The sequence below is a fragment of the Paenibacillus kribbensis genome, from assembly GCF_002240415.1.
Classification (GTDB): Bacteria; Bacillota; Bacilli; order Paenibacillales; family Paenibacillaceae; genus Paenibacillus; species Paenibacillus kribbensis.
On sequence record NZ_CP020028.1, the window covers coordinates 1,616,314 to 1,636,271 of the forward strand.

General features: G+C 39.8%; 16 protein-coding genes and 1 pseudogene. 11 read left to right on the forward strand and 6 right to left on the reverse strand.

Annotated features, from left to right (window positions below; all coding sequences use genetic code 11):
- The first annotated feature begins 69 nt into the window (after window positions 1–69).
- Together B4V02_RS07195 and B4V02_RS07200 are read left to right on the forward strand one after the other, a co-directional pair.
- Window positions 70–399: a cupin domain-containing protein gene (locus B4V02_RS07195; RefSeq protein ID WP_094154272.1), complete on the forward strand. Its 330-nt coding sequence runs from the start codon at window positions 70–72 to the stop codon at window positions 397–399.
- 2 nt (window positions 400–401) lie between these two features.
- Window positions 402–2,327, forward strand: a complete 1,926-nt coding sequence (locus B4V02_RS07200; RefSeq protein ID WP_094154273.1) for an alginate lyase family protein — start codon at window positions 402–404, stop codon at window positions 2,325–2,327.
- Between the two features lie 14 nt (window positions 2,328–2,341).
- Here B4V02_RS07200 and B4V02_RS26500 read toward each other — a convergent pair.
- The 3 genes and pseudogenes from B4V02_RS26500 to B4V02_RS07210 all read right to left on the reverse strand — a co-directional run.
- Window positions 2,342–2,452, reverse strand: a pseudogene (locus B4V02_RS26500) (IS3 family transposase); the annotation flags it as partial.
- 43 nt (window positions 2,453–2,495) lie between these two features.
- Window positions 2,496–2,888, reverse strand: a complete 393-nt coding sequence (locus tag B4V02_RS07205; RefSeq protein ID WP_094154274.1) for a hypothetical protein — start codon at window positions 2,886–2,888, stop codon at window positions 2,496–2,498.
- Window positions 2,889–3,155: 267 nt separating this feature from the next.
- Complete coding sequence (locus tag B4V02_RS07210; protein ID WP_043891153.1) at window positions 3,156–3,515, reverse strand: putative zinc-binding protein; 360 nt, start codon at window positions 3,513–3,515, stop codon at window positions 3,156–3,158.
- A 345-nt stretch (window positions 3,516–3,860) separates the two neighbouring features.
- Between B4V02_RS07210 and argR the strand changes: the two genes are divergently transcribed.
- From argR to B4V02_RS07240, 6 genes are all read left to right on the forward strand, one after another.
- A complete protein-coding gene (argR, locus tag B4V02_RS07215; protein WP_094154275.1) occupies window positions 3,861–4,313 on the forward strand; it encodes an arginine repressor in 453 nt (150 codons plus the stop codon).
- A gap of 430 nt (window positions 4,314–4,743) precedes the next feature.
- Window positions 4,744–5,976 carry an arginine deiminase gene (arcA, locus tag B4V02_RS07220; protein WP_094154276.1) on the forward strand — a complete coding sequence of 411 codons (1,233 nt, stop codon included), beginning with the start codon at window positions 4,744–4,746 and terminating at the stop codon, window positions 5,974–5,976.
- Between the two features lie 24 nt (window positions 5,977–6,000).
- Entirely contained in the window at window positions 6,001–6,999 is a 999-nt protein-coding gene (argF, locus tag B4V02_RS07225; protein ID WP_094154277.1) for an ornithine carbamoyltransferase, read from the forward strand.
- A gap of 71 nt (window positions 7,000–7,070) precedes the next feature.
- Entirely contained in the window at window positions 7,071–8,486 is a 1,416-nt protein-coding gene (arcD, locus tag B4V02_RS07230; protein WP_094154278.1) for an arginine-ornithine antiporter, read from the forward strand.
- Between the two features lie 36 nt (window positions 8,487–8,522).
- Window positions 8,523–9,485 carry a carbamate kinase gene (arcC, locus tag B4V02_RS07235; RefSeq protein ID WP_094154279.1) on the forward strand — a complete coding sequence of 321 codons (963 nt, stop codon included), beginning with the start codon at window positions 8,523–8,525 and terminating at the stop codon, window positions 9,483–9,485.
- A 181-nt stretch (window positions 9,486–9,666) separates the two neighbouring features.
- Window positions 9,667–10,356 (forward strand): Crp/Fnr family transcriptional regulator, encoded by a 690-nt coding sequence (locus B4V02_RS07240; protein ID WP_157739721.1) that lies wholly within the window; start codon window positions 9,667–9,669, stop codon window positions 10,354–10,356.
- A 920-nt stretch (window positions 10,357–11,276) separates the two neighbouring features.
- On the opposite strand, the gene B4V02_RS07250 is transcribed toward B4V02_RS07240, so the two are convergent.
- The 3 genes from B4V02_RS07250 to B4V02_RS07265 form a co-directional block, all read right to left on the reverse strand.
- Window positions 11,277–11,648 (reverse strand): hypothetical protein, encoded by a 372-nt coding sequence (locus tag B4V02_RS07250; RefSeq protein WP_094154280.1) that lies wholly within the window; start codon window positions 11,646–11,648, stop codon window positions 11,277–11,279.
- 503 nt (window positions 11,649–12,151) lie between these two features.
- Window positions 12,152–12,616 carry a hypothetical protein gene (locus B4V02_RS07255; RefSeq protein WP_094154281.1) on the reverse strand — a complete coding sequence of 155 codons (465 nt, stop codon included), beginning with the start codon at window positions 12,614–12,616 and terminating at the stop codon, window positions 12,152–12,154.
- Between the two features lie 18 nt (window positions 12,617–12,634).
- Window positions 12,635–15,730 (reverse strand): EndoU domain-containing protein, encoded by a 3,096-nt coding sequence (locus B4V02_RS07265; protein WP_244188473.1) that lies wholly within the window; start codon window positions 15,728–15,730, stop codon window positions 12,635–12,637.
- Window positions 15,731–16,328: 598 nt separating this feature from the next.
- Between B4V02_RS07265 and B4V02_RS07270 the strand changes: the two genes are divergently transcribed.
- The 3 genes from B4V02_RS07270 to B4V02_RS07280 are packed head-to-tail and all read left to right on the forward strand — an operon-like array spanning window position 16,329 to window position 19,941.
- Window positions 16,329–17,519: an ABC-three component system protein gene (locus B4V02_RS07270; protein WP_094154282.1), complete on the forward strand. Its 1,191-nt coding sequence runs from the start codon at window positions 16,329–16,331 to the stop codon at window positions 17,517–17,519.
- Complete coding sequence (locus B4V02_RS07275; protein WP_094154283.1) at window positions 17,519–18,001, forward strand: three component ABC system middle component; 483 nt, start codon at window positions 17,519–17,521, stop codon at window positions 17,999–18,001. Before B4V02_RS07270 ends, B4V02_RS07275 begins: the two co-directional genes overlap by 1 nt.
- Window positions 17,998–19,941: a DUF3732 domain-containing protein gene (locus tag B4V02_RS07280; RefSeq protein ID WP_094154284.1), complete on the forward strand. Its 1,944-nt coding sequence runs from the start codon at window positions 17,998–18,000 to the stop codon at window positions 19,939–19,941. The genes B4V02_RS07275 and B4V02_RS07280 overlap by 4 nt, the downstream gene beginning before the upstream one ends.
- Window positions 19,942–19,958 lie beyond the last annotated feature (17 nt).

Here is a 19,958-nt window from a genome sequence, read left to right on the forward strand (position 1 = left end):
GCGGCTGTCCTGCGGCCGATTCGATCAAGCGGTTCGGCCGCATATTCTATTTGGAAGGGGAAAAGAAGCATGATTATTAAGAATGAGGAAGCAAAATCGCATGTCATTGACGAAAGCAGCTCCCGCAAAATCCTCGGCATGGGCGGAACGCTGATGATGGTGGAGGTTACCTTTCGCAAGGGCGGGGTCGGGGAAGTCCATTCCCACGAGAAGCATGAGCAGGTCAGCTATATTGTAAAAGGAAGCTTCGAAGTTCAGGTCGGTGGTGAGACACGCATTCTCAAAGCGGGAGACAGCTTCTACGCGGGATATCATGTTCCGCATGGCGTAAAGGCGCTTGAAGATTCCATCATTCTTGATGTGTTCAATCCGTTCCGTGAAGATTTCCTTGAGGACTAGCAATGAACGACTACTACCTGTCACAGCTCGAATTGCACAGGGCTGCGGCATATTACGCCCGCCATTTTCCCGGGGAAGCCGCAGCGTCGATCGCCATTGCCGATCATGCCGTGATCAACGAGTTTATCGTGCCTTATACCAATGACTTGAGCCGCTGGATTTCGCTGGGCGATCCGGTGGACTGGCTGCATAATCCGACTAGGGACCCGGAGTTCACCTGGGGCATAAATCGGCATTGGCATATGCCGGATCTGGGCAAAGCCTATCTGATGAACGGCAATCCCGAGTACGTCTCAGCGTTTATCGACCATTATCGCGGTTGGCGCAAGCAAAACCCGGTTCCTGCCATTTCGTCCTATGAAGAAGCCGTGTTCTTCCAGAAGCTTGGCCCTTGGCGTCTGCTGGAAACGGGCTTGCGCGTGCAATCCTGGATTTCTGCATACAAATATATGGAGGGCAGCCTGCTGCTAACGGAGCCCTTTCGCGCCGAATTTTTGCAGGGATTGGAGGAACACGCCGAGTTCCTCACTCGTTATCTTGGCAGCACCGAAATTAATCATGCCATTATGCATATGCAGGGCCTGTTCATGATCGCCACATTTTATCATTGGCATCCACGCGCGCCGTATTGGCGGCAGCTGGCGGCCGAGCGGCTGGAGCTTTGCCTGCTGCATCAGGTCGGCCCCGAAGGGGTGCAGATTGAGCTTACGACCCATTATCACAATGCCAGCATCGAAATGTTTGGCACCCCTTATTTACTGGCGCGGCTGTCCGGCCATCCTTTCTCGGCATGGTTCGGCGATCAGCTTCGCAAAATGGCGGCATTCACCGAAGCGCTGATCCGGCCGGATCACCAGTCCACCGGAGCCGGCGACTCCGACTGGCTCGGCGACGGGCGGCAGCGTTTGACTCTGCTGGGCGCCATTCTCGAAGATGATGAGCTGATCTGCCGCGGCACTGGCAGCTCGGAAAGCCTGTGGCTGTTCGGGGTGGAGAAATACGAGCGTTATATGCAGCTCCAGGCCGCTTACAAGCCACCAACGGCGAGCCGAGCATTTCCGCAGACCGGGTACTATGTGATGCGGGACGAACGGCAGTATTTGTTCTTTGACGCCGCCGCCATGGGCGGGGCGCACGGACATGCCGATGCGCTCCATCTGGAGTGGATGTGGAAGCAGCAGCTTTTTTTCACCGATACCGGACGGTATACCTACGAAGAAGGGGAATGGCGTCATTATTTTAAAAGCACGCGGGCGCACAATACGATTACCATCGATGGCGAGGACCAGACGCCGTATGTGTCCACGCAGCAATGGGGCACGCCCGCGGCCGAAGCGAAAACCTATCGTTGGGAAAGCAGCCGCCGCTATCATTTCATGGACGCCTCCCATGACGGCTATACCCGCTTGCCCGATCCTGTGACTCATCGCAGATGGGTGCTGCTCGGCGTGGAGGTCCCGCTTATGCTGCTGGTAGATTGGCTGGAGGCGGACGCTGAGCATGAGCTTGAACAGCGATTCCATCTGCATCCAGAAGCGGCCGTAGAGCTGCTGGCGGATGATGCAGGCCACCCGGGCGTTTCCATTGTTTATCCGGGCTCCACTGTCAAGCTTGCCTTCCAGTGGACAACTGCTGGGTTAACAGAGGGACGCTTCGCAGTCAGTGAGCATCAGGGCTGGGTATCGGGAATATACGGCTCCAAGACGGAGACGCCGGTATTGCAGGGCCAGGCCGCTTTTTCAGGAAAAGCGGGTATTCTGACAGTGTGTCTGCCGGAGGACTCGGCCGATCACAATGAGCCGCTTCGTCTGACCGCGTGCGAGCTTGATCCTGCGCGCCAGCGGGTGGAGCTGTCTTATGTGTTTGGTGTCGCAGCCGGAACCATCGTCATTGACGAAGCCGCGCTGGAATGGAAGGAGCATGGCTGACGGCCGCTGCGAGGCCGGGAGGTATACTGGAATCCTTGATCACTATGAATCAAGGTACCGGTTACCTCCTCTTTTTTTATGGCTTGACCCAGTGTATTCAAGACGAGATCAAGATCGTTAGATGACTGTTTGTCTTCTTGTTATAAAAATGGAAAAGTGATCGAGAAATTAGATTGTGATAAAAAACAAAAGAGAAATTATTATCAAAAATAGATATATACTAGAAATCCATTTTCCAATTAGAGCTCCAAATTCGTCAGGATTTTTATATCCAATGATTAAACTGGGAGCAAAAAAAATGATGGATAGAAGAAAGGTGTAGTGAAACCCGGTATTGTCAGCATTAGACCATGCGGGCAACCCTAAAAAGGAAAGCAACTGGTCTCCAAATATGTAATTGCCAAATTTAAAAGAAACAGCCATGCCAAGAATAGATAAAAGCAGTGAAAGTGATCCCCAACCTATTTTTTTTTCGTTTTTTCTCAACAATGTAAGGATAATTAGCAAAATTGCAATTGTTTGTATGCTGTACGTCAATATTGATGAAAAGGAATGTTCCATAAAGTCCCTCCTTGAAATGTTCGTCTATGTATTATGATATGAAGTATAGTCGACAAAATAATCATATCAAAAAGATGTTTTGCTGTATAAAAAATAATACTGGTGGCCCTTAAAGATGTGTTAGGAGCCACCAGTAAAAACGAATTTACGATATTGTTACATAATGAGAGCCAGCTACACTTTTACTGTACACTGTCGCAACACCTTGAAAGGATTAAAGTTAAAGGTGAGCCATCTTTCGATTCACACCTTTATTTTGATTCAGAATTATTGTCCAATGAGTTCTAAGATTTGTGTGTAAGCATTTTTATAATGATCAGGGCTAGGATCTTCTCCTATTATCTTGGGTACGTCAAAGTCAGACAGCAGGAAATGGTGTTTGGGTTGAACTTCATGCCTTGCTAAGCAACTCTTGCAACAGGACAAGGGACAGCCATCGATTGCAATGATGTCACGTCCCGATTTTGCTGTTCTGACAAGTGGCTTGACATCACCCCCCACACCAGCGATGCAGGACATTTCAGCGACTTTTTCTCGATCCATTTTGATAGCGATCATGTTAGCGGTTTGCGCTGCGGAGGAACATCCAGAACATGAATAGACAAGAGGTAAATCAGTTCTTTTCATCTTTGTACACTTCCCTGTTTTTTCTTTGTGATCCATCACGGTATTTTTGGTTTTAGATAAAACATAATTTAAATTGTTTGTATTTTAGCTTAAATTTACAGGTTAGACCGTGACATTGATCACGACAATATTTTTTCAAAATCTACCATTAAACCTTTAATACAAGAAGAGGAACTTCCAGAAATGAGAAACTCCTCTTCGTTCGTTTCAGTGTTATCAATGAAAATAAGTTCTGCGCCATCTCTTTGCTCCGAGAGTATACACTCTGTATCCCTTTTTATAGAAAATAATAGAAAATTAGAGCAAAATATGATAAAGCTATAATATAAAAAGGAGTGTCTTTCTATGAAAAGAGAAAAAAGACAACGATTAATTAAGCAATTGGTAAGCGAATATGAAATAGAAACACAAGAGAAGTTAGTAGAATTGTTGGCAGAACAAGATGTAATAGTAACGCAAGCTACGATTTCACGGGATATCCGTGAGTTGAAATTAATAAAAATAGCTTCTCCGAAAGGATTTATGATCTATAATGTTTCCTCAGAAATGCCTTTGCAAACGGATTTGAAGTTAAAGAAGAAGTTAAAAGAAGTTGTTGTCAAGATTGATTATATCGATCAATTGACGATTATAAAAACGTTGCCTGGCAATGCAAATGTTATCGGTGTTTTATTAGATAATTCAAATTGGAGAGAAATGGTAGGATGTGTATGCGGGAATGATACCTGCCTTGTCATTTCCCAAACCCTATCGGATCGAAAGATTTTAGAAGAAAGACTTAATTTAATTTTTAGATAAAATAGCTAGTAGATTGTCAAGTGAGAATACGAGGTTACTTGAATTTAGTAATTAAAGAGTGTAGGATGCCCGAAATTGAGCATGCCGTAGCCGTGATGTATCTTGTTGGATCAAGCATCACAGCTACCTTGCGGGCGTTCCTTCGCTCTTTTCCTTTTGAATGCGCTTCCATTTTACATAGGCTGCAAGTTGAGCATGCATTTTTAGATCAGCAGTTACAGTCCAGATATTCATCATATATACGTAATATGAAATAGATTTCGCAGATAAACTGACAAAATCTATTATAAAAATACATTTTTTTTATTATTTTAAAAATAAAAACGTGAAATATTTCTCAACAAAAATGTTGGCGTTTGCACGAGGCGGAAAGCATGGACCATTTATGATGCATTTGTATACATCAAAGATTAAAAAGGAGGTACGACCCATGAAGCATCCATTGCATGTTGCTTCGGAAATTGGGGAATTACAAACGGTTTTATTAAAACGTCCGGGACAAGAATTGGAGAACTTAACGCCGGAATATTTACAACCGTTATTATTTGACGATATTCCCTTTTTGCCAGTGATTCAAAAAGAACATGATTATTTTGCCCAAACATTACGCAATCGGGGAATTGAAGTTCTTTATTTGGAAAAACTCGCGGCCGAGGCATTAGTGGATAAAAGCCTCAGAGAAGAATTTGTTGACCAAATGTTAGAAGAAGGAAGGGCCGAAGGAAATGTTTCACATCAAATTTTAAAAGAATATTTACTTTCCTTCTCCAATGAAGATTTAGTTCAAAAAATAATGAGTGGTGTACGAAAAAACGAAATTGAAACGGGTAAGAGTATGCAATTACATGAATTTATGCAAGATCATTCTCCATTTTATTTGGTTCCAATGCCAAATTTATATTTTACCCGCGATCCTGCAGCTGTTATTGGTGATGGATTAACGATTAATAAAATGAGGGAAACTGCACGAAGACGTGAATCTATGTTTATGGAGTACGTTGTTAAACATCACCCGAGATTTACCAGTCATAATGTACCGATTTGGCTGGATCGCAATTATGAATTTCCAATCGAAGGTGGTGATGAGCTCATTTTAAATGAAGAAACCATTGCCATTGGTGTATCTGCCCGTACTTCAGCTAAAGCTATTGAACGTTTAGCCCTGAATCTATTTAGCCGTCAAGAAAAATTCAAACGAGTACTAGCCATTGAAATTCCAAAATGCCGGGCATTTATGCATTTAGATACCGTATTTACGATGGTTGATTATGATAAATTTACAATTCATCCCGCGATCCAAGGACCGCAAGGAAATATGAATATTTATGTTTTAGAGAAAGGCCCGGATGAAGAAACGCTTAAAATTACCCATCACACCTCTTTAACGGAATCGCTAAAAGAGGTTTTGGGCTTAAAGGATTTGGTTCTTATTCCTTGTGGCGGAGGAGATGCAATAGCCTCTGCTCGTGAACAATGGAATGACGGATCCAATACGTTAGCCATTGCGCCAGGAGTTGTTGTTACGTATGACCGTAACTATGTATCCAATGCTTTATTGCGTGAACACGGTATCGAGGTCATTGAAATATTGAGCTCGGAATTATCCCGTGGCCGTGGGGGTCCACGTTGTATGAGTATGCCAATCGTTCGAAAAGATATTTAAATTACGGAGAAAGCAGGGATAAATATGGGAAAAACTAATTCAAGCTTAAAAGGCAGAAGTTTTCTTGCAGAGATCGATTTTACAGAAGAGGAATTGTTATATTTGCTTGATTTAGCAGCAGATTTAAAAGAGAAAAAGAAAAACGGCATTCCCCATCGTTATTTGGAGGGCAAAAATATAGCTCTTTTATTTGAAAAAACTTCTACCCGTACACGGTGTGCATTTACAGTAGCTTGTACAGATTTAGGAGCGCATCCCGAGTATTTGGGTAAAGGTGATATTCAGCTTGGTAAAAAAGAATCCGTAGAAGACACGGCGAAAGTGTTGGGCCGCATGTTTGACGGAATTGAGTTCCGCGGTTTTGCTCATAAAACAGTGGAATCTTTGGCTGAGCATTCGGGTGTACCGGTGTGGAACGGTCTAACGGATATGTGGCATCCAACCCAAACGCTCGCGGATTTATTAACCATCCAGGAACATATAGGGCATTTGCGAAATGTGAAGCTCGTTTATGTTGGCGATGGCCGAAACAATGTTGCTAATAGCTTATTGGTGGGTGGTTCAATCGTTGGAATGGATGTTCGGATTTGTGCGCCACAATCATTATGGCCAGCACAAGAAGTCATTTATTTGGCCAAAAAATGTAGTGACCAGGTAATGGTAACCAGTAGCATTGAAGAGGCTGTTGCGGGCGCAGATGTAATCTACACAGATGTTTGGGTATCTATGGGGGAAGAAGATAAATTTGCTGAACGTATTGAGCTGCTCTCGCCTTATCAAGTAAATATGCAAATGATTAAAGAAACAGGGAATAAGGATGTGATTTTTCTACATTGTTTACCCGCATTTCATGATTTGGAAACAACGTATGGAAAAGAAATTTACGAAAAATATGGATTGAGAGAAATGGAAGTAACCGATGAGGTATTCCGCAGCAAGCATTCCAAAGTATTCGATCAAGCTGAAAATAGAATGCATACCATTAAAGCGGTTTTGGCAGCTACTTTAGGAAATATGGAGTAAAGAAGGAATTCATCTTCCTTCTTTCTCTCTCTCTTTTCCTTAACACGATCAAATAGAGAGAGGTGAGTGTAGTGGGTGAAGAAAAGAAATTAGGATTATTTACTTTAACAGCTCTTGTTGTCGGTTCGATGATAGGCGGTGGAGCATTTAACCTGGCAAGTGATATGGCCAAAGAAGCCGGAGCCGGAGCGATCATGATTGGGTGGGTGATCACAGGCATCGGAATGATTGCACTTGGATTGTCCTTTCAGAATTTAACTAAAAAAAGGCCGGATTTGGATGGTGGTATTTTTAGTTATGCGAAAGCTGGATTTGGAAATTTTATGGGGTTTAATAGCGCGTGGGGGTATTGGGTAGCCGCATGGCTTGGGAATGTAGCTTACGCAACTTTACTATTTAGTTCATTAGGCTATTTTTTTTCCATTTTTGATGGGGGGCAAAATATAGCATCAATCATTGGTGCGAGCATCTTGCTCTGGTGTGTTCACCTGCTGATTTTACGAGGCGTACAATCGGCAGCGCTTATAAATCTAGTAACTACAATCGCAAAATTAGTACCTGTGTTTGTATTCATTATTGTGGGAATCTTTGCTTTTCAACTCCATGTATTCGTAGACGGATTTTGGGGACAAGGCGGTACTTTTAATTGGGGGGCGGTAGGCAGTCAAGTTAAAAGCACAATGCTTGTAACGGTCTGGGTGTTTACTGGTGTTGAAGGGGCTGTTGTTCTATCTGGCCGTGCAAAAAATAAAAGTGATGTCGGGAAAGCGACAGTCATTGGATTGATCGGAACACTTATTGTTTACGTATTGATTACATTATTATCTCTCGGGCTTATGCAGCAAGCGGATATTGCTAATTTGAAAAATCCAGCTATGGCCTATTTATTTGAAAGTGTTGTTGGAAAATGGGGAGCTGCATTTATTAACCTGGGTTTGGTTGTTTCCGCCTCAGGCGCTTGGCTCGGGTGGACTTTACTTGCATCTGAAATTCCATATTTAGCCGCTAAAGATGGTACATTTCCAAAGTGGTTTGCGAAAGAGAATAAAAATAAAGCTCCTGTAAATTCATTATGGATTACAAATGGTTTAATTCAACTTTTTTTATTAACCTTCATTATTTCGGATAAAGCGTATCATTTTGCGTTTTCTCTAGCATCCTCCGCTATTTTAGTTCCTTATGTGTTTTCAGCATTTTATCAATTGAAGTATAGCTTGCGATCAAACGAAAAAGGTCGAACCCTCAATATAGTCATTGGGACCGTTGCAAGTATTTATGGGATTTGGTTAGTTTATGCGGCTGGGTTAAATTACTTGTTATTAGCAATGACCTTATATGCACCGGGCATTTTTATCTATTATAAGCTGCAAAAGCAAAATAATCCAAAACAAGTATTTACTCAGGTGGAACTGATATTATCTGTTGCTATTGCTGCTTTGGCAGTATTCACAATCTATGAGTTAGTTATGGGGAATTTTGCGATTTAAGTTTATTGGCAATAAAAACAATTGGAGGGTTGAAGTATGGCACGCAGAAAAATTGTAGTGGCACTAGGCGGAAACGCGATACAATCCGTGGACGCTACGGCACAGGCACAACAAGAAGCATTAGAAAAAACAGCGGAACAACTTGTAAAAATAATAGAAAATGATGTGGATATCGTAATTGTCCATGGGAATGGTCCGCAAGTAGGAAATATTTTATTACAGCAAAAAGCGGCGGAATCAGAAAAAACCCCCGCCATGCCGCTAGATACTTGTGGTGCGATGAGTCAAGGAATGATTGGCTATTGGATGGGAAATGCGATTGCAAAAGTATTGAGAAAACGGGATATAAATAAAGATGTAGTAACAATCGTAACAAGAGTGGTCGTCGATGAAAAAGATGAAGCATTTAATAATCCCACCAAACCAATCGGGCCTTTTTATACAGAGGACGAAGCAAGAAAGGTCATGAAGGAAACAAAAGTGGTATTTAAAGAAGATGCAGGAAGAGGGTGGAGACGAGTTGTACCGTCACCAACACCTGTAAGCATTCTTGAATATAAAGTGATTGATTCTTTGGTGAATGATGGAAATATCGTCATTGCTGTTGGAGGTGGCGGAATTCCGATCATTCATTCTCATGATGAATTGACAGGGACTGAAGCGGTTATTGATAAAGACTTCGCCGCTCAGAAATTAGCTGAATTAGTAGGTGCCGATACGCTTGTCATTTTAACTGCAGTTGATTTTGTGTATGTGAATTTTAATAAGCCCAATCAAAAAAGGTTAGAGCTTGTAACCAGTGATGAATTAGAAGGATATATAAAGGAACAACATTTTGCAGCGGGAAGTATGCTACCCAAAATTGAAGCTGCGATTCATTTTGTGAATACCAATTCAGAACGAAAAGCCATTATTACTTCTTTAGAGAAGGTATTTGAAGCATTAGAAGGAAAAACAGGTACGGTTATTTCTAAACAAGAGGGATCTGTGCATGTATAAATAACATTAAAAATACTGCTCTTTAAACAATATGGTCGAGTTTGGGCTGACTTTTGCTCCCGAATTCGGCCTGCTTGTTTCATTGATCATTTATAGTTTATGGAGGGCTAAATTGCTCAGTACATAGGATAAATGATAAAATTTCTATTATATTCTATTATGAAACAAGAGAGGTGTATTTATGGATAAAAGGAATGTGATGGAAAATTTAAAGCAGTTTAATTTATTTGCTGATTTATCAGAAAAAAAATTAAAAACCTTAAGAGAGTTTGTCTATTGGCGAACTTATAAGAAGGGTCAATTTTTATTTTTAGAAGGGGACTTAAGGGAGCGAATTTACCTTATGTTAGAGGGCTTTGTAAAGTTAGAGCGGGTCAATCAAAGTGGAAATTTACTATATGAGGACTATGTAAAACAATATTCAATTTTCCCTTATGGCGGTATGTTTACAGATCAAAGATACAATTACTCGGCAGAAGCACTGACAGATGTAGATGTGTATTATATTCCTACAGCGATTTTTGAAGATATGTTGAAAGCCAATCCAAAGCAATTATTATCTGTTGTTCAGCAGTTTTCTTTAATCTTAAAACTTCATGAGCATCGTATACAATATATTACAATCCCCAATGCACAAGATCGGGTAATTCAGTCACTTAATTATTTAAGGCAGGATTTAGGGGAACAAAACGGTGAAGAGATTGTCATTTCGTGTCCACTGACAACAATTGGAATTTCAAAAATATCCGGAACGTCTCGAGAAACGGTTAGCGGTGTGTTAAATCAGTTAAAGAAAGATCATATTATTACCGTTTCAGGTAAAAAAATTATAATACATGACCCAACTTATTTTGAAGAAATCTCTATATGAAATTAAAGATGAACGTCTTCAAAAAGAAGCCGTTCATCTTTTTGCTTTTTGTTTATGACGATGAATAAAATCCTTCATTTCTGCAGCTGCATTCGAACGTTGTTCGTTCGAGATCGGAACAGCCATGATCCCATCGTCGAGAGTACGAATTATAGGGCGATTATCAAAAACCGATCCCCGACAGCTACTAAAGGTTTTGACTTACGCATGAGCATCAACTCCTTTAAGATTTGTGTGTAAGCATTTCTATAATGATTGGGGCTAGGATCTTCTCCTATTATTTTAGGTACGTCAAAGTCAGACAACACGAAATAGTGTTTGGGTTGACTTCATGCCTTGCTAAGCTGTCTTGTGTCTAGCTTGTTGCAGTGTACGATCTGCTTTTAAAATGTAAACCTAAAAAATCTTGGGATAATGCGGTAAATAGGCTAGAGAATATTTGTGGAGTGCTTGATGGGAAAGATCAAGCGAATTCCGTCTTTTACTCCTTCCATATTGATGGACTGCTTGTGTTGGCTTAACTGATAACCTATGGCTTCTTCCCATTCAGATAGCAGATGTTGGAATATCCTCGTTTTGATTTATTTTGATTTGATTCATTTGAGCGAATAGATTTTTGTCGTCCGATGAACATGAAACTTGTTGCTTACTAGTGAGTTCTAGTTGATAAAACCGTTGGCGTAATGCTTCTTGAAACCAATTTGGCCAATTTGACATAACACATTTTCCATCCTGTGGTTTGAGTGTGTATAGTAACTCTTATAGGGAGGGATGGCAAGTCGTTGTTTTGTGTGAAAAAAAGCTTATTCCTAACTTATAGTCAAGTTGGAATAAGCTTTTGAAATGTGTTGAATTTTTATCAGTTTGTTTTATGCCTAGCTTGTTATATTGTACGAACTTGTTACGTTGTAGACTCCTGACTATTGTCCATCCTCAGTTTTTATTTCTTTCCATTCAACCTCGTTAGATTGAATGCTTAGTACAATTACATCGTCCAAACCATTAAGAACCATTTTAATACACTCATCTTCTCCATCACATGGGAGTAAATCTACCTCTAGTATTTCACTACTGTCCAAATTAAATAATTGAGGTTCAGTTTTGTAGAATGTTACATCAGAAAAAATTAATATTCCAAGCTGCATTTCTGGTTCAGTTTCAACATAGAAAGATTGCTTCCACTGACACAATTCTAAAGTCAATTTTAACTGCTTCTCGACCTCATTATATTTCAAATCCTCTACAAGACTATCAAAAAGGGTATACATTTTAATAAATTCTGACGGTTTCATTTTTCTCTCCCAATCTAAGGTATAATGTGAGATGCTTTCGAGCCTTTTGCTACCGGATTACCATTAACATCAAGGTAATAATCATTTTTCCTTGTTCTTTACCTTCAAAACCATCGTTGAATACGAGGCTTGTTGCTCACTGGCAAGTTCTAATTGATAAAATCGCTGCCGTAATGCTTCCAGAAACCATTCTGGTCAATTGACATAGCACATTTCCCTTCCGTTGTTGAAGTGGGTGGTAGTTAACTCTGATGGGAGGGCTGGCAAGTCATTGTTTTTGAGTATTGGGGTTATTTCTTCCTCCTTTGAGCTTGGGCATGCCAAAAAGCTCATTCCTCACTTAAGGTTCAAGTTTGGAATAAGCTTTGAAAGTTTATCAAGTGTTTGAATCATTTTGTGTTTGGTTTGTTGGTTGTATTGTACGATCTTGTTGTTGAGTCTGTAAACGAGTTCACACAAAATACTTGACAACCCCGAATAAGCTTTTCAGTTGTTTATTATGTCTATTCGTTACTTTCAATACTCTTAACTTCTACCATTTTTAGTTCAATCCAATTCATAACCATTTCTGCCTCTTCTTGAGTAATCACTTTTTTCTCTTTTTTATATTTATAATTTTCATAAGCCCATAGTAATATAATTTTCACAAATTCAACTGTTTCTAACTTACAAATTGGTTCCACTTCATCTTCATCTTCATCATAAAAAAGATCTTCAATTGTTGTATAATCCCTATCAGATGTAACAAAAGTCACATTACCTCCGCGCTCATAACAAGGCAATTTGCCTATTAATACATCAAGATAGTTTTTGATATCAACCTTCAAATCCTCATATCTTAGAAGTATATCAGATCCTAATGGATCACTTATCATATTTGCAAATTCAAGTGATTTCTCTTCACTAAAATCCAACACTACTATATTAAATCTGTCTATCCATTTCAATTTATATTTGTACTTAATCATAGTTCATATCTCCCCCATTTAATACAATGGATAAGCTGAAATTATCTTATCATTTCTTAAAACAAACTCTATTTCCATTCCCCGACTTGTTACCCCTCTATAAACGTTATTTTTTACAACTTCCTTATTCCTAAAAGCTTCATTTATAGCATCTATTACTTGTTGAGGTGACCACTCTTTAGGAAAAAATGTTGATTTAACTTTCTTTAGTACCCCGCTAACTTCAATATTGGCTTGATAGACACCAAACTCATTAGGCGGGTCGACATTCCCGACAATTTTACCGTTACTGTTTGGCATCCCTTCATAATGATAACCATTGGCCTTTCCATTTTTGAGTATTTCGCCATCAAAAATATGGTTTAATCCATTTTCTTTAGTCCCTATTTTAAAGTTTTCTGTGTTCTGTAGACCCCCGAGCCAATTCTCTTTATCTACAACAGGTTTACCACCTTGTCCCGTCCCCTCTAACGCCTGTCGTTTCTTAATAGAATCAAGAGTAAGCTTTTCTTTTTTTACATATTCCCCAAACTTGGATGCTTCCCTTGCAGCCTTGCTCTGAGCGATATTTTGTAATACTCGCTGTTTTATTTGCTCAGATGGATCTACTTTACTTATTCCTGTCCCTTCCGTTTTAAGCGACATACCGGGTTTGGAAGACGTAGCTTTTGTTATTCCTGTCCCCGGAGTTTTAACGGTAGACTTTGGAACTTTAATTGATTTAGAAGGTATCTTTATATTCCCACCAAATTTAGCACCGTATAAACTTCCGACCATCTGAAATTCAGAAAATACACTACTAATAATAATCGCATTTGCCTGCCATTTTGGTATTTCTTCTCCTGTCCAATAGTTCTTTCCTTCTCTTGCTGCTTTAATTTGTTCTACGAAAATATCCACATTTTCTGGTTCGTGATGTAATTTGATTTCTCCATTTTTGATAGCTTCGTTATAGGCAAGAGAAGCTTGTGCAGCTTTCTGATCGGTAACTCCATTTTTACTGAGGACCCACATAGTACCCATAAATTTTTTATCATACTCATCGAAATTATAGGATACTTTGGCTTTTTCAGCTGCCATGTAGCTGTCATAATTGGCTCTCCAGCGTTGTCTTAGATCTACAGGGATCTGCTGATACGCATGAGCCATGGCATTAGACTCTTTTAGCAAGTTCTTAACCAGCTCTAGTGGGCCACCGGAATACGCTATATGACGCGCACTTGTATATGCTTTTCCTAAAATCCACTTGCTATAGTAGGCTTGTCTTGCTTGCTCATGCTCGTATTGACTAATCAGTCCCTGAAGGGCTAAACCAGCCAAGTATTTCAATGGATGAACTCCGCTCCCCTTGCTGTTTCCTCCAATCGTAGGTGTTCCTTTGCTCCGAACGGGGATCGATGCAGTTGCTTGCAAAACAGTTGCCGCTACTTTACCTGCGGGTCCACCAACCGTATTAAACATCACACTAGCCACTTTCCCCATCACCGGAATGGAGCCTAATAGCTTGGACACCGTACCGATCAAGGCATTCGCCTGTTTAAGCTCTGCTGGACTGGTGACTTTTGCTTTAGGGGTAGAGGCTTGGCTGCTAGATGAATCCTTGGCTGCTGACTGAGCTGCTTCATAGGCTTTGATGCTCATCAGTGGCGGCTCAGGCACAGGAGGGAGGTCGGCTACAAAAACAGGCGCCTTTACCGTTCCTTCCTGATAAATCACTGGAGCTTTGGTATCCGTCTCACCATCCAGTACCATGCTGCTGGCCCCGCCTATCAGATACAGCGCCGTTCCAGCTTCGAGCGAAAGTTCCTCACCTGCATCGAGCTTCACGTGACCACCCTGAACCTGTACATCCCCCGGACTGTTGATGGTGATGCCAGTATCCTCGTGCAGTGTAATAGAAAATCCATCCGAGGTGGACAGGGTCAATTCTTGCTCAGACATTTCTACGCCGCTTCCCTGCACGTGTTGCCACACCTTCACATTCGGCTGTTCATTCGCGTGGCGTTGTTGTCGTAGCGAATCTGTCACATAGGCATCCTGTTCGTGGTGTGTAGGCAGATACAACTCGACCTGTTCCCCGATCTCAGGCATATCGTACCAACCGCTATGTTCTTCGGCCACATATCGAGTCGCCACGGGAAACCAACAGGCTTTTGCAGGATCTTGCTTGGGGTCAATATCCAGTTGAATCTGTACAAAATCCTGCTGTACCTTCAGCACCGTTCCTGTCAGCGAAATTCCAGTGGCTAGATCGTTCTCATACCGGATATAGCAGATATCCTGTTCGGCTTGAAGATCGTAACGGGTACGGAGTAAGCCATCTGCTAACTGTGTCACTGCTCGAACGACGACCAACTCTTTGCCTTGTCCAATGGGTAACGTAATGAGGTCGCCTATCGGGTAGTATTGCAGACTTTTGATCATATAGGTGACATAAGAGCCAGCACGTTGTTCTCCCGGCTTTTCTGCATCCAGGTCATGAAATGTTTTTCGCACCCGATAAAAAACATCCCGCTCCACCTTATGCTGCTTGCCTTCTGGCATCCCAAAGAAAACCTTGGGCGAGGCAGCGGTTACCTCTGGCACAAGTACGGAACCAAAGCGAGAAGCGAGACGTTTTAAAAACGCCCAATCGGTCTCATCATATTGTAAAACAAATGTCTCGAGTTTGGCATAGTTGTTTACGGTATCAATGGCATCTCCGTACTGATACTTCCGTATCATCGTAGTGACTAGATCATCATAAGTGCGGTGAATATCTTGATAGGAGCGCCTTTTACTCTTAATATCCATCTGGTATGAGTGGGAAGCGGCCTCCAGCTCAAACGTATACACGCCTCGTACACAATTTACGGACATTTGTGTAACAACCCCATGGAACAGCCTTCCCAGCGTTTGTCCCTGATCATCCAACTGCCGAATCACAATCGGCTCTTGCTCCATATCCTGTCCGATACAGGCTGCTCCCTGTTTTTCGGAGAGCAACCCACTAATATGTAAATAGGCATGGTCGTTGATGGCACGTGTTATTTGAAGTTGATCGATGTGTTGTGGCTGAAAGGGACCATAAAAGCGTAGGCTTTCATAGCCGATTCCATCTGATAGTAGGCTCAAGTGAGTTCATGACTCCTTTCTAGAGGTAATAGCTGTCTTCCTGATTAGTGCACGTCATTTTTTTAATTCGTTTTAAGAGCTGCATATGGATGCAACTTTGGCTAAAGTTTGATATGTATCATAGGGGGTGTTGGGTACAAAAGGTTTAGAAGTGATATTTAATAAAAAACCCAGCATATGTATTTATCGGTTAAAAGGGGAACTTAGTTTACAGAATGACCCATTGAAAGCGGTATTTGCAATGTGTATTTTTGGAAGGGAGGAATGTGGAAGAAGTCTACTTTTAACTATGAATTTCTGAAAAGGTCAGGTCATGATGTCGTTTTAATTGCAGTTGGTGGTACATAGAAATCATATGGTTCGGTATAATTTGTTTCCTGAATATTTTTCTTGCAGACAGATGTTTAAATGTAATCTTTTTAGGAGCTTAAGCTCTGAATAATAGAATTAGAAAGTAATTTTTTTGATAAAGAATTATTAGAAAATTTTTATATTAAGATAATAGAACATTTGTTTGGAAGGATTTAGTTATTTAGTTGTCGAAAATTGTGAAAAAAGATGTGGTTCAAAAGTCTTAATTTATAGTAGGTGAGGATTAATGTCAATAAATATACATTCTGCTCAAGCCCCTATGTTTGGATATCGATTTCAGCCACTTTATGCGCTTCTCGTATTATGGAAGGAAGCAGAGGATGACTTTGATGAGATAAGTGTCGAAACAGAAGATGACGTTGTTCTAACAGGAGAAAAAACTAGACTATACCAGTTGAAACATAGTTCTACAAGCAAATCAGGAGCATTGACCATAAAAAATGATGGTTTTTGGAAAACAATTCGAATATGGTCATCATATGCTAACTCCACTACTCATAGAATGTACTTTGTTACTAGCGAAACAGTCAAAGAAGATGATCTCTTATTTAAATTGGTCAGTAATGATATGGATAGAATTGCTGTTGTCAGACAAATGGTAAGAGAGGCTCAAAATGTTATTAAGGCAAGGGAAGAAGCGATAGCGAATAAAGCTGAAAAATTGCCATATGAAATCAAGATACACGGGTGTAAGGCTTTTATGGAGTTAACTGATAATCAGAGGCTGTCCTTAATTGAGAAGATAACTATAAGACCAAATAATTTTAATATTTATGATGTGGAAAAGCAAGTTATTGATCAACTTAGCCAAATGGTTATAAAAAAGTTACGTCAACCTATAGCCAAAAGACTGCTTGAATGGTGGGATCAAAGATTATTAAAGCAAAATAAGATCAATAAAACAGAACTGCTATTTCAAATTCAAAGTTTTATTGCTCAAATACAAAGCAATAACTTACCTGATGATTATTCAAAAGCATTTCCAGAGTCAGTAGAAAATGAAATAGGCGGATACATGGAAAAGCAAATTGATTTAGTTAATGGAAAGTTTAGTCGTAAAAAGAAAGCAGCGTTATCAAGGTGGAGAGCTAGAAATCAAAGAGAAGTATGGATAGAAGATGATTTGTTAAATGCAGTTGAGCTTAAAGAATATGACGAAATGCTTATTGAATTGTGGTCAGGTAAACATGAGCCAATGAAAGAGGACTTGGAAGAGGACGAGGAAACAGAAGAAGTGTGCCAAAAGAAAGGTTTAGAACTACTTGATTGGATACATGATGATTCCCATCTGCATATCAATCCAATAAGAAGTGAATGGAAGCAACATTTTCTTATCCACGGATCTTTTCAGCAATTATCGGAAGAATTAAAGGTTGGATGGCACCCTAAATACGATGAAATGTTGAGGGAGAGTTGATGGATTCTATAGATGTCTTTTCAGTAACCAATCCTGCACTTGGTTCCTTAGTTCTTTGGTCATTTTTACAAGGGTACGAGAATAAGCAACAAAAAGGGTGTCCGTTTCCGCTTGTTTTCTTCCCACTTCCGCTTGTTATTTCTAAATCAATAAGAGATGAATTTAAAGGAACCAATGCAGAGACGGGGTTATATACGTGGATAACTCGGAAACAAAGTATTTTAGTTAATCTGGATATCAGAATAAATAGAACAAGCCAATTGACAAGAAGCGCAGTAATATTCGGATGCGCTAATGAATTAATGAATTTTCAGCCAGATGGAACGATCATTTCTAGGAGTAGAGGACTGTACAAAAATCGACTACAAAATTCTTCAGAGGAAATAAAGCAAATGGTTAATACCTCTAGAAAGTTAGGGATTTGGTTTTCTCAAATTGATTCTACAGCAAGTATACTAAATAGTTTGGGGTTAACATTATGAAACGTTGGAATATTTATCAAATATTATTTTATAGTAATGATGAACGTAAAGATGAAATCACTTTGGATTTGGAAAAGGTAAATATAATAACCGGGGACTCACAGACAGGAAAAACTGCCTTACCTGAAATTATTGACTATGTTCTGGGCTCAAGTGAGTGCCATATTCCTTCCTTCGTGAGAAGAAGTTTATCATGGGTTGGGTTAGTTTGGAAGAAGAATGAAAATCAGTTTGCTATGTTTAGAAAAGTGCCTCGAGCGCCACAAAAATCAAGCAGTGAAATGCACTATATGAGCGGAAAAAAATTATCAATACCAGCGAAATCAAGTGATATTCCTTCAACTACAAACTTAGATGGTGCTCTAAGAAAATTCGAACGTTTAGTTGGTATCGGTGATGTAAAAAGCGAAGTTTTCGGTTCAAAGCGAGATAGTAAATCAATTACTATAAGAAGTGTCATGCCTTATTTACTTCAGGATGATAATATCATTATTAATAAAAACACATTGCTTAGAGGAATTGACGATTATCAAAAACGTCAAACAATTATAGATGCGCTACCTTATTACTTTGGAGTAATCGATGAAGAAACCCTGGAAAAAGAAATTGAACTGAAAATTTTAAGAAAGAGATTAAAACGTTTAGAAGGAAACATTACAGAGGATGAACAGATTTCAGGAAGTATTAAATCCCATTCACTTTTAACTCAAGCGGCGCAATTGGGGCTATGTGATTATCCATCTATAGGAGCAACTGAAAAAGATATTGATAGAATGCTTACTAAGGTAGCTGAATGGACTCCATATTCAAACTCTAATTCTGAGGAAGATAAGTTGACTGATTTATATGACCAATTAAATATGCAACAGAATGAAATAATCTCAATAAAAAAAAGAATGAATTACGCCAAAAAATCGCTACACTTTGCTAATGAGTTTGAAAGTACAGCTAATAACCAAAAAAGACGATTAGACGTTATTGATATATTTAGAAAGCCAATTGATCCTATTTCCTGCCCGCTTTGTGAACAAAAGATTTTGGAGGAAATTCAGCCAGTTAAGCTTATAAATCAAACTGTTAAAAAGGTCCAAACTGATCTTGATAATGTTGAAAAAGAAAGACCAAAACTCGATAATTATATAAACTCTTTAAAAGGGATGTTAAATTCTGCTGAAGACAAAATATCTTTGTTACAAAATCAAATAACAGCTTTGATTAAGGAAAATGAAACAATAGAAGAAGGGCTTGACTTAAAGGACAGAAGAAATAGATTGGTAGGGAGCGTAAACTTCTATCTGAATGCAGTAAGTAAAGTAACTTCTAGCGTTCCTTCATCATTTATGGGGATTGATAGGTTGAGGGAGCGTATAAGTGAGCTAAGCTCAGAAATTGATATTGAATCAAAAAAAGAAGCGCTTGAAAATGTAGAAAGAAGAATTTCTGCCATTGCTAAAGAAATTATTACTGACCTACCATTTGAAAGTAGATACCAGAACCATCCTATTTATTTAAATCTCCGTGATCTTAAGGTAGGTGTTTCACTACCAAGTAGAATTGAATACATGAGAGATGTAGGCTCAGATGAAAATTATTTAAGTCTCCATGTTTCTATTATGCTAGCAATGCATAGGCACTTTGCTGAACTAAATAGACCTGCTCCGGGAATAATTTTATTTGACCAAATTAGTCGTCCATATTTCCCTTCAGATGATGAACCCGAAATGATTGAAATAGAAGAAGAGAATGATAATGATAGAAAGGCACTTTTACAATACTTTGATCTACTCTTCAAAGAAGTAAAGCGGGGTGAATCTTTGCAAGTTATAGTTATCGAACATGCCTATTTTAAAAATCATCCAGAGTATCAGAAAGCAGTTAAAAGACGATGGAAAAAGGGTATTGATGGGTTGATACCAATTGGATGGCCTGAAAAAGATTGATCACTAATTAAGAATTT

What these genes read in the sequence shown, in the direction of transcription:
- B4V02_RS07255 (WP_094154281.1), bottom strand. Translation starts at nt 12,616, where the DNA reads ATGATTAAGTACAAATATAAATTGAAATGGATAGACAGATTTAATATA.
- B4V02_RS07195 (WP_094154272.1), top strand. Translation starts at nt 70, where the DNA reads ATGATTATTAAGAATGAGGAAGCAAAATCGCATGTCATTGACGAAAGC.
- arcC (WP_094154279.1), top strand. Translation starts at nt 8,523, where the DNA reads ATGGCACGCAGAAAAATTGTAGTGGCACTAGGCGGAAACGCGATACAA.
- B4V02_RS07200 (WP_094154273.1), top strand. Translation starts at nt 402, where the DNA reads ATGAACGACTACTACCTGTCACAGCTCGAATTGCACAGGGCTGCGGCA.
- B4V02_RS07210 (WP_043891153.1), bottom strand. Translation starts at nt 3,515, where the DNA reads ATGAAAAGAACTGATTTACCTCTTGTCTATTCATGTTCTGGATGTTCC.
- B4V02_RS07205 (WP_094154274.1), bottom strand. Translation starts at nt 2,888, where the DNA reads ATGGAACATTCCTTTTCATCAATATTGACGTACAGCATACAAACAATT.
- B4V02_RS07240 (WP_157739721.1), top strand. Translation starts at nt 9,667, where the DNA reads ATGGATAAAAGGAATGTGATGGAAAATTTAAAGCAGTTTAATTTATTT.
- argR (WP_094154275.1), top strand. Translation starts at nt 3,861, where the DNA reads ATGAAAAGAGAAAAAAGACAACGATTAATTAAGCAATTGGTAAGCGAA.
- B4V02_RS07250 (WP_094154280.1), bottom strand. Translation starts at nt 11,648, where the DNA reads ATGAAACCGTCAGAATTTATTAAAATGTATACCCTTTTTGATAGTCTT.
- arcA (WP_094154276.1), top strand. Translation starts at nt 4,744, where the DNA reads ATGAAGCATCCATTGCATGTTGCTTCGGAAATTGGGGAATTACAAACG.
- B4V02_RS07270 (WP_094154282.1), top strand. Translation starts at nt 16,329, where the DNA reads ATGTCAATAAATATACATTCTGCTCAAGCCCCTATGTTTGGATATCGA.
- B4V02_RS07275 (WP_094154283.1), top strand. Translation starts at nt 17,519, where the DNA reads ATGGATTCTATAGATGTCTTTTCAGTAACCAATCCTGCACTTGGTTCC.
- B4V02_RS07280 (WP_094154284.1), top strand. Translation starts at nt 17,998, where the DNA reads ATGAAACGTTGGAATATTTATCAAATATTATTTTATAGTAATGATGAA.
- argF (WP_094154277.1), top strand. Translation starts at nt 6,001, where the DNA reads ATGGGAAAAACTAATTCAAGCTTAAAAGGCAGAAGTTTTCTTGCAGAG.